8 protein-coding genes are annotated in these 9567 nt (G+C 74.9%); 6 read left to right on the forward strand and 2 right to left on the reverse strand.

Annotation, left to right across the window (positions count from 1 at the left end):
- Window positions 1-134 precede the first annotated feature (134 nt).
- The 6 genes from ABD330_RS16365 to ABD330_RS16390 all read left to right on the forward strand — a co-directional run bounded on the left by ABD330_RS16365 (window position 135) and on the right by ABD330_RS16390 (window position 6822).
- Window positions 135-767 carry a TetR family transcriptional regulator gene (locus ABD330_RS16365; protein ID WP_425555552.1) on the forward strand — a complete coding sequence of 211 codons (633 nt, stop codon included), beginning with the start codon at window positions 135-137 and terminating at the stop codon, window positions 765-767.
- Window positions 768-1135: 368 nt separating this feature from the next.
- The gene (locus ABD330_RS16370) at window positions 1136-2485 is read left to right on the forward strand and encodes an SCO2321 family membrane protein (RefSeq protein ID WP_344465539.1); all 1350 of its coding nucleotides are present in this window, start codon (window positions 1136-1138) and stop codon (window positions 2483-2485) included.
- Window positions 2482-3138: an SCO2322 family protein gene (locus tag ABD330_RS16375; RefSeq protein WP_344465541.1), complete on the forward strand. Its 657-nt coding sequence runs from the start codon at window positions 2482-2484 to the stop codon at window positions 3136-3138. Before ABD330_RS16370 ends, ABD330_RS16375 begins: the two co-directional genes overlap by 4 nt.
- Before the next feature lie 83 nt (window positions 3139-3221).
- Window positions 3222-4325, forward strand: coding sequence for a CbiQ family ECF transporter T component (locus tag ABD330_RS16380; RefSeq protein WP_344465543.1), 1104 nt, complete (start codon window positions 3222-3224; stop codon window positions 4323-4325).
- Window positions 4322-5983, forward strand: coding sequence for an ABC transporter ATP-binding protein (locus tag ABD330_RS16385; protein ID WP_344465545.1), 1662 nt, complete (start codon window positions 4322-4324; stop codon window positions 5981-5983). The genes ABD330_RS16380 and ABD330_RS16385 overlap by 4 nt, the downstream gene beginning before the upstream one ends.
- Entirely contained in the window at window positions 5980-6822 is an 843-nt protein-coding gene (locus ABD330_RS16390; RefSeq protein WP_344465547.1) for an ECF transporter S component, read from the forward strand. The genes ABD330_RS16385 and ABD330_RS16390 overlap by 4 nt, the downstream gene beginning before the upstream one ends.
- Window positions 6823-7034: 212 nt before the next feature.
- Here ABD330_RS16390 and dacB read toward each other — a convergent pair whose 3' ends face one another.
- Window positions 7035-8627, reverse strand: coding sequence for a D-alanyl-D-alanine carboxypeptidase/D-alanyl-D-alanine endopeptidase (dacB, locus tag ABD330_RS16395; protein ID WP_344465549.1), 1593 nt, complete (start codon window positions 8625-8627; stop codon window positions 7035-7037).
- Between the two features lie 291 nt (window positions 8628-8918).
- Window positions 8919-9254 carry an antibiotic biosynthesis monooxygenase family protein gene (locus ABD330_RS16400; RefSeq protein ID WP_344465551.1) on the reverse strand — a complete coding sequence of 112 codons (336 nt, stop codon included), beginning with the start codon at window positions 9252-9254 and terminating at the stop codon, window positions 8919-8921.
- Window positions 9255-9567 lie beyond the last annotated feature (313 nt).

Below are 9567 nucleotides of genomic sequence, written 5' to 3' on the forward strand. Positions count from 1 at the left end.
TCCGCGCCAGGGCTGGTGATTCACGCCACGCCGAGCCACCGTCCCGCACCTGACGCCGCGCCTTGGGAGCCCCGTTGACCACCGACATCGCGCCAGGCGGCCCCGGCACCGCACCGGAGACCGCACCGGGCACCCTGCCGAGCCCGGCCCGCCCCCCGGGGCCCCCGCCGGGCATCACGGCGGGCATCACGGCAAGCGCCCCGTTGACCCCGCGCCAGGCCGAACGCCGCACCCGGATCCTGCGCGCCGCCACCACGCTCGCCGTCCGGGGCGGCTACGAGGCGGTGCAGATGCGCGAGGTGGCCGAGGGCGCGCAGGTCGCGCTCGGGACGCTCTACCGGTACTTCCCGTCCAAGGTGCACCTGCTGGTCGCGGTGATGCTGGTGCAGCTGAGCCGGCTCCAGGAGCAGGTCCGCCGCCATCCGCCGACCGGCGAGGAGCCGGCCGGCCGGGTCGCGGAGACGCTGACCACGGCCTTCCAGGCGCTCCAGCGCGAACCCCGGCTGGCCGAGGCGATGGTCCGGGCGCTCTCCTTCGCCGACCGCTCGGTGAGCGCGGAGGTGGACGAGGTCAGCGGCCTCACCTCGGCCATCATCCTGGACGCCGCCCAGCTCGGCGCCCCGCCGACCACGGAGCAGCAGGCCGCCCTCCGGGTGATCGGCCACACCTGGCACGCGACCCTGCTGGGCTGGCTCTCCGGGCGCACCTCGCTGACCGAGGTCCGCACCGACCTGCACACGGCGGCCCGCCTGCTCACCCTGGGCTGACGCGCGGCCGGCGCCCGGGCGGCCGACGACAAACTGGTACGTGTTCCAGCTCGCCGGTGGCCGAAATCCACGCACCGCGGGCCCGGGCCGGACGACCCGCCCGGAACGGCCGGATAGAGTCGTCAGCGCTCAGTACACCGCACAAGAACTTGATCCGCTCCATCCGCTTCTCACCCGGGGAAAGCCGGTGCGACTCCGGCGCTGACCCGCAACCGTGACTCCGCCCCGCGCCCACGCGCTCCGGCGGAGGAGTCGGAGTACCCGGGGAGAGGCGAGCGGCAACGCCGGGCTCCGGCCCGGCCCCGTCGAGGTCTACGGGCGGCCCGTCACGGGCCGCTGCACCGCTCACCGAAAGGCAACCCTCCGCCATGCTCACCGCTGCCCGCCTGGGCGCCACCGCACTGACCGGCCTGCTGCTGGCCGGCGCCGCCGCCGCACCGGCCCTGGCCGACACCACCGCCTCCCCCGCCCCCGCCGCCGTCCCCGCCGGGCTCTACGGCAAGGGCGACCCGACGTACGACGGCGTCTGGCGCCAGTCGCTGGCGCTCACCGCGCTGGCGGGTGCCAAGGTCGTCCCCGCCGACTCGGCGGTCGGCTGGCTGACCGGCCAGCAGTGCGCGGACGGCGGCTGGCCGTCCTACCGCGCCGACACCGCCGCCGCCTGCGACGCCAAGACCGAGGACAGCAACGCCACCGCCGTCGCGATCCAGGCCCTCACCGTGCTCGGCGGGCACCAGGACGCGGTCGCCAAGGGCGTCCAGTGGATCAAGACCAACCAGAACGCGGACGGCAGCTGGGCCTACAACCCCGGCACCCCCGGCGACGGGAACTCCACCGGGCTGACCGTCAGCGCCCTGCTCGCCACCGGGACGGACCCGGCCACGGTGAGCCGCAACGGCAGGAGCGGGTACGACGCGCTGGGCGCCTTCCAGCTCGGCTGCGCCGCCCCCGCCGACCAGCGCGGCGCCTTCGCCTTCCAGCCGGCCGCCGGTGGCGCGCTCGCCGCCAACGCGCTGGCCACCTCTCAGGCGACCCTGGGTGCGGCCGGCGGCAAGATCCCGGTCACCAACACCAACCGGGTGGACGCCGCTCCCAAGCCGCTCGCCTGCACGGCCGGCGGAGCCGTCGGCGCGGTGCCGCGCGCCGACTCCGCCGAGGCCGCCTCGGCCTACCTGGTCGGGCAGTTGACCGCCAACGGCCGGCACCTGATGCTGACCACCCCCGGCGCCACCCCGACCCCCGACTTCGCCGGCACCGCGTGGACGGTGCTCAGCCTGGTCCAGTCCGGCCACCCGCAGCAGGCCACCGGCGCGGCCGACTGGCTCGCTGCCAACGGCTACGCCTGGGCCGCCAAGGGCAAGTCCGGTACGGACGCCTCGGCCGCCGCCGACCTGCTGCTGGTCGCCCAGGCCGCCCAGCTGGACCCGCACCGGTTCGGCGGCAACGACCTCGTCCAGCTGCTGACCGACGCCGGCCCCGCGCCCAAGTCGCTGCCCTCCGCCTCCCCCTCCACCGAAGGCAGCGTCAAGGCGTCCGGCAAGGCCTCCGGCGGCAGCGGCCTCTCGACCCAGTGGGTGATCGGCGTGGGCCTGCTGATCGGCGTCGGCGGCGGGCTGCTGATCAGCCTCAACCGCAAGCGCGGCAACCGGCAGCAGCCGGGCAAGGGCGCCACGCCCACCCCGTCCGCCAAGTCCGACAACGGCGACGACCGGAAGTGACACCCGCACCGAGCCGGACGGCGGCGACCACCCTGGCCGCCGCCGTCCTGGCCGCTCTCACCGCCTTGCTGCCGCTGCTCGCCTCCACTCCGGCGTACGCCACCGGCTACCGCTACTGGTCGTTCTGGAAGTCGGCCGGCACCGGCTGGAGTTACCAGCAGTCCGGCCCGGCCACCTACATCCCGCCGGACGGCGGCGTGGACGGCTGGCGCTTCGCGGTCAGCCCGGGCGGCGGGCAGAACGCCGCCCGGCCCACCGCCGCCGGGGACTTCGGCGCGATCTGCGGCGCGACGGCGGCCCCGCCCGGGAAGAAGCGGGTCGCGGTGGTACTGGACTTCGGCGTCCCGGCCGACGCGCCGTCGGGCGCGACGCCGCCCGCACCGCGCACCGCCTGCGCCGCCGTACCGGCCGCCGCGAGCTCCGCCGAGGTGCTCGCCGCCGTGGCCCCGCCGCTGCGCTACGGCACGGACGGCATGCTCTGCGCCATCGCGGGCTACCCCCTCACCGGCTGCGGCGAGACCGTGTCCGACCACCCGGCCCGGCAGAGCTCCCCCACCGGGTCGGGCCCGGCCGTCGGACTGGCCGCCGGGGCCGCACTGGTCGTCCTGCTCGGCGGCGCCGCGATCCACCAGGCGCGTCGCCGCCGCAGGTAGCCGCCGCACAAAGCCGTCGCACGCAGCCGTCGCATGCAGCGACCGCCCCCCGGCAGCCGCAGCAACCCACCCCAGGAAGTCCCGTGCCCAAGCTCCGTACCACCCGCTCGCCCGTCGGCCCGCGCCATCTGCACCCCGGCGCGTGGTGGCTGTGGGCGCTCGGCCTGGGTGCCGCGGCCTCCCGCACCACCAACCCGCTGCTGCTCCTGCTGGTCGTCGGCGTCGCCGGGTACGTCGTGGCGGCCCGGCGCGGCGACGCGCCGTGGGCCCGCTCGTACGGGGCCTTCCTGAAGCTGGGGCTGGCGGTGCTCGGCCTGCGGCTGGCCTTCGCGGTCTTCCTCGGCTCGCCCGTCCCGGGCAGTCACGTCCTGCTCGACCTCCCCCAACTCCCGCTCCCGCACTGGGCACAGGGCGTGCGGATCGGCGGGAGGGTGACGCTGGAGGGGATGCTCTTCGCGCTCTACGACGCGCTGAAGCTGGCCACCCTGCTGGTCTGCGTGGGCGCCGCGAACGCACTCGCCAGCCCGGCCCGGCTGCTGCGGGCACTGCCCGGCGCACTGTACGAGGCGGGGGTGGCGGCCGTGGTCGCGCTGACCTTCGCGCCCAACCTGGTCGCCGACGTCCAGCGCCTGCGCGCCGCCCGGCGACTGCGCGGACGCTCCGACAGCGGTGTGAAGTCGCTGCTCAGCGTGGGCCTTCCGGTCCTCGAAGGGGCACTGGAACGCTCGATCGGCCTGGCCGCCGCGATGGACAGCCGGGGCTTCGGCCGCACCGCCGACGTGCCGCGCGGCACCGCCCGGACCACCGCCGTGCTCACCCTGGCGGGGCTGCTCGGGGTCTGCGTCGCCAGTTACGGGCTGCTCACGGCGGACGGCTCCGCCTGGGCCCTGCCACTGCTGCCGGCCGGCCTGGCGGCGGCGGCCGGCGGACTGCTGCTCGGTGGCCGACGATCCGTCAGATCCCGTTACCGGCCAGACCCCTGGGCCGTCCGGGAGTGGCTGGTCGCCGGTTCGGGGGTGGCCGTCGCCGGGCTGACGGTGTGGCTGTCCGGGCTGGATCCGGCCGCCTTCGCGCCGTCGGTCGTCCCGCCCGCCGCACCCCGGCTGCCCCTGCTGCCCGCCCTCGCCCTGCTGATCGGCCTACTGCCCGCCGTCGTCGCACCCCACCCGCCCCGGAGCGCCTCGTGATCACCTTCGAACAGGTCTCGGTCCACTACCACGACACCGCCGGACCCACCCTGCGCGGCGTCGACCTGACCGTCCCCGAGGGTGAACTCTGCCTGCTGGTGGGGCCGTCCGGCTCCGGCAAGTCCACCCTGCTGGGCACCGTCAGCGGGCTCGTCCCGCACTTCACCGGCGGCGTGCTGCACGGCCGGGTGACGGTCGGCGGCCGGGACACCCGCGCCCACCGGCCGCGCGACCTCGCCGACCTGGTCGGCACGGTGGGCCAGGACCCGCTGGCCCACTTCGTCACCGACACCGTCGAGGACGAACTCGCCTACGGCATGGAGTCCTTGGGCCTGGCCCCGGAGGTGATGCGGCGCCGGGTCGAGGAGACCCTCGACCTGCTCGGCCTCGCCGACCTGCGCGGCCGTGCGCTCGGCTCGCTCTCCGGCGGCCAGCAGCAGCGGGTCGCGATCGGCTCGGTGCTCACCACCCACCCGAAGGTGCTGGTGCTGGACGAACCGACCTCCGCGCTCGACCCGGGCGCGGCCGAGGACGTCCTCGCCGTCCTGCAACGCCTGGTGCACGACCTGGGCACCACCGTCCTGATGGCCGAACACCGGCTGGAGCGCGTCGTCCAGTACGCCGACCAGGTGCTGCTGCTGCCGGGCGGCGGCGCGCCGCCGGTCCTCGGCGCACCCGCCGAGGTGATGGCCCACTCCCCCGTCCACCCGCCCGTGGTGGCACTGGGCCGGGCCGCCGGCTGGTCGCCGCTGCCGCTCTCCGTCCGCGACGCCCGCCGCCGGGCCGCCCCGCTGCGGGCCCGCCTGGACGGCCGTACGCCGCCCCCGGCACCGGTCGCGACGGGCGAACCGGTGCTCCGCGTCGAGCGGTTGGCCGTCAGCCGCGGGCCCGTACCGGCTCTGCGCGGCGTCAGCCTGGACCTGCGGGCGGGCGAGATCGCCGCCCTGATGGGCCGCAACGGCGCCGGGAAGTCCACCCTGCTCGGCTCGCTGGTCGGGCTGCACCGGCCCGCCTCCGGCACCGTCCGGGTGGGCGGGCTGACCCCGCACCGGACCCGCCCGCAGGAGCTGATCCGCCGGGTCGGCCTCGTCCCGCAGGACCCGCGCGACCTGCTGTACGCGGAGACCGTCGCCGCCGAGTGCGCGGCCGCGGACCAGGACGCGGCCCCCGCCGCCGGTCCGGGCACCTGCCGGGCGCTGGTCTCCCGCCTGCTGCCGGGGATCGACGACGCGCTCCACCCGCGCGACCTCTCCGAGGGCCAGCGGCTGACCCTCGCGCTCGCCGTCGTGCTCACCTCCCGCCCGCAGGTGATCCTGCTCGACGAGCCCACCCGGGGCCTCGACTACGCCGCCAAGAGCCGGCTGGTCGAGATCCTGCGCGACCTCGCCGCCGACGGCCACGCCGTCCTGCTGGCCACCCACGACGTCGAGCTGGCCGCCGAACTCGCCCACCGCACGGTCATCCTGGCGGAGGGCGAGGTGGTCGCCGACGGCCCGACGGCCGACGTGGTGGTCTCCTCCCCGGCCTTCGCCCCGCAGGTCGCCAAGGTCCTCACCCCGCTCCCCTGGCTGACGGTCCGTCAGATCACGGACGCCCTGGCCGCCGACACACCCCTGCCCGCCGACGCACCGGCCGCCCACGCACCGGAGTCGCTGTGACGAAGCCCCCGCTCACCCGGCCCGTGCCCCTGGGCCCGCGCTCCGTCACCGTCCTGGTGCTGATCTCCGCGATCGGCGTGGCCGCCTTCGGCTGGCCGCTGCTGGCCTCCGGCTCCTCCACCCTGGCGAGCCACTCCACCGACGCGCCCTGGCTGTTCGCCCTGCTGCTGCCGCTGCTGCTCGCCGTGGTGATCGCCCAGATCTCGGAGGGCCGGGCGGCGGGCGGCGGCGAAGTCGGCCTGGACGCGAAGTCGGTGGCGCTGCTGGGCGTCCTGGCGGCCGCCGGGGCGGCCCTGCGGCCGCTCGGCGCGGGCACGGCGGGCCTGGAGCCGATGTTCTTCCTGATGGTGCTGTCGGGGCGGGTGCTGGGCCCGGGCTTCGGGTTCGTCCTCGGCTCGGTGTCGATGTTCGCCTCGGCGCTGCTCACCGGCGGGGTCGGCCCCTGGCTGCCGTTCCAGATGCTCAGCATGGGCTGGGTCTGCCTGGGCGCCGGGCTGCTGCCGGGCCCGGCGACCCTGCGCGGCCGCCGCGAACTCGCCCTGCTGGCCGGCTACGGAGCGGTCGCCGCCGTCGCCTACGGCACCGTCATGAACCTCCAGGGCTGGCCCTACCTCGGCAGCCTGACCACCTCGGTGGCCTTCGTCCCCGGCGACCCGCTGACCGCCAACCTCACCCGGTTCGCCCTCTACTGCCTCACCACCTCGCTCGGCTGGGACCTTCCCCGCGCCGCCCTGACCGCCGTCCTCTGCCTCACCGTCGGCGCGCCGATCCTGCGCGCCCTGCGCCGGGCCGGCCGCCGCGCGGCCTTCGCCGCACCGGTGACCTTCAAGGACGTCTGACGGCGGCGCCCGCCCGGCGCCGTTGAGGGCCCTGCCGGGTCTCTCCGGTAGGGCCCTCAACTCGTACTGCCGGACCGTGGTTACGGGATTCGAGCCCCCACGGCCTCTCCGCCCGGAGTCACGGGCGCGGTGGTCGCCGAGGTCGTCCGTGCGGGTCACGGATCCCGCCGGGCGCGCCGGTGGTCACTGCTGGACGGGCGGGTACGGTCGCGTTACGGACGACCGGTCCGGGCGGGGGGCCGTCCCGCGGAGGTGAAGGCCTTGTGGTGCGGGCGGCCGCCGTCCCGTTCGGCGCACGCCTCCTGCTGGAGGATGACGGCGATCTCGTCGACATCGTCGTTGACGTCGAAGAACCCCTGGATGTTCGGGGCCGCCGCGCCGTTGACGCCGACGAAGAAGGTGTAGAGGTGGCCGTCGTCCGCCTCCAGGTAGCCCGCGTACGTCTGCGCGTTGATGGCGAGCTGCTGGTTGAGCAGGTCGAAACCGATGATGGTGCCGGGCTTGGCGAAGACCTTGCCCTTGGCCGGGCAGTCGGTGGCGCAGAAGAGAGCGCCCGTGCCGGACACGCCGAGGATCGGCAGTGAGGTGCGGAAGGCATCCGCGTCGGGGGTGTGCAGCCAGTACGCGAGCAGCTGGTTGAGGCCCTCGGGCGTGACGCGGTCGACGGGGACGTCGCCGCGTCCGTCCGCCTGCTGGAACTGCGTGGGGTCGACGTTCGCCGTCTTGGTGAGGAAGTCGTGGACGACCGGGAAGCCGTCGAAGCAGTTCTTGCTGCCGACGGTCACGGCCATGTTGCACAGGGCCAGGTTGGCGCCGAGGTTGTGACTGACGTTCAGGATCAGCTTGGCGTAGTCGCGGTACGGCGGCGAGACGAAGGCTGCGACCTGGGGATCCCCGGCGTACGAGGCGGGCAGCGTGGCGTCCGGGTTGGGCCCGGTCGGCGGGGCGGTGACGGTGACCCCGGCGCGGCCCAGCGCCTCGATCAGGGCCGTGCGCCCGAAGGCGTTGGGGTCCTGGACCTGGGAGATCTTCAGGGCGGGCGGGGAGTCGGCGGCGATCGTGCCGGAGAGCGTGATCTTCGTGCCGTCGGGGGACGCGGCGACCTGGATGTCGGTGGTGCCGCCGGCCGCCACCGTCCGGACGTCGGAGGTGACCTGGTAGGGCGCGACCTGCGGGCGCCAGCTCAGCTGGGCGGGCTGCCCGGGGGAGGTCGGCGTGCTCAGCAGGTCGATGACGTTGTCGTTGATGATGAGGGGCGTCGGCGTGGGGCTGATCGGCGGGGGCGCGAACAGCCGCGAGTCGATGACGACGTCGCCGTCGACCGTGGTGATGCCCGAGTCGCGGACCTGGTGGGCGATCTCGTCGAGTCCGGCGAGCGGGTCCTCCGGCGTGAGGGTGGCGCCCGGGATGTCGTCTGCGTAGGTGTGGTCGATGGGGGTGAAGTCGACCGACCCGTCCGGCTTGGTCCGGCCGCCCATGGTGAGGTCGCCCTGGGCGAGGAGCGCCAGGTTCCCGGTGAGGGTCGATCCGTTGCGTTGGCCGATCGCGTTCACCGGCGTGGTGAAGCGGTGGTCCGGGCCGAGGGCGTGCCAGGCACTGGAGATGGTGATCAGCTTGACGGTCGAACCCGGCATGAAGAACTGGTCGGGGTTCATGGAGTGGACGGTTCGCCCGCTCTCGGTGTCGACCTCCAGCAGGCCCCACTGCGCGTGCTTGTACGCGGGCTTGTTCATGATCGCCGTGATGTCGGGCCCGAGGTCGCTGTGCGGGCTCTCCGCAGGTGCGGCGGCAGCTGTACCGGCCACGACCGCGAGCGTGACGCCGACGGTGGCCCAGGCCCGAAGCCGACCACGGATCCTTGATCTCATTCGTTCAGCCGTTTCTGGAGTCGCAAGCCCCTTTGACAGGGCACTCACGGCGCATGGTAGGTACGCGGACTCCGGGGGCGCGGCTGCTGCGCGGTGTGCTGACGGCGTGGGGTGTGAAAGTCATTCGGTCGGAGGAAGGGTGATCACCCATCCGGGTCGGGCCGAACGGTGGACGGGCCGTCGGCGGGGCACCGGGGTGGAGGCACCCCGCCGGGGCCGTACGGTCCGTCAGGCCTTCGGGCCGGTCGACTGGACGACCTCGAAGGACCACAGGGTGGAGCCGGACGCGGCCGGGCGCTGCGGGGCCTCGCCCTCGGCGGGCGGCGGGCCCTGGCGGTGGGCCGCCTGCATCGGGCCCTCCATCCAGGCCTTGAAGTGCTCCTCGCTGGCCCAGCGGGTGTAGACCAGGTACTGCTCGGTGCCCTCCACCGGGCGCAGCAGCTCGAACCACTCGAAGCCGTCGGAGCCTTCGACCGCCCCGGCGCGCGAGGCGAACCGCTGCTCCAGGCTCTCCCGCATCTCCGTCGGCACGGTCAGCACGTTGATCTTTACGACGCTACCCATCAGGCACCTCTCACTGTCTCGTCACTGTCTCGGTCCGAGCGGGCGCCCCTCAAAGGGACCGCCCCACGGCACAGCGTACGAAGTCGCCGGCGGCCCGACGGACACCCGTCGGCGGATCGGGTGCGCGCAGCCCCGGTCCCCCGGCGTCTCCGGGGGGGAGCGGGCCCCGGCAGCGGGACGGACCGTTGCCCGTGCTGCGCCGCGTCGAAGTGCGAATAAGAGCTCGCGCAGATAGGCAGCGCGGGGAGACCCGGAAACAAGGCGGGCACAGGTCCCGGTGATCATGGAGTTACGACGCTCTGTGATCACTGGG

This window comes from Kitasatospora kazusensis (genome assembly GCF_039529945.1).
Taxonomy (GTDB): Bacteria; Actinomycetota; Actinomycetes; order Streptomycetales; family Streptomycetaceae; genus Kitasatospora; species Kitasatospora kazusensis.

Bases quoted from the DNA above. Each gene is read 5' to 3' on its own strand.
- ABD330_RS16370 (WP_344465539.1), top strand. From the start codon at position 1,136: ATGCTCACCGCTGCCCGCCTGGGCGCCACCGCACTGACCGGCCTGCTG.
- ABD330_RS16400 (WP_344465551.1), bottom strand. From the start codon at position 9,254: ATGGGTAGCGTCGTAAAGATCAACGTGCTGACCGTGCCGACGGAGATG.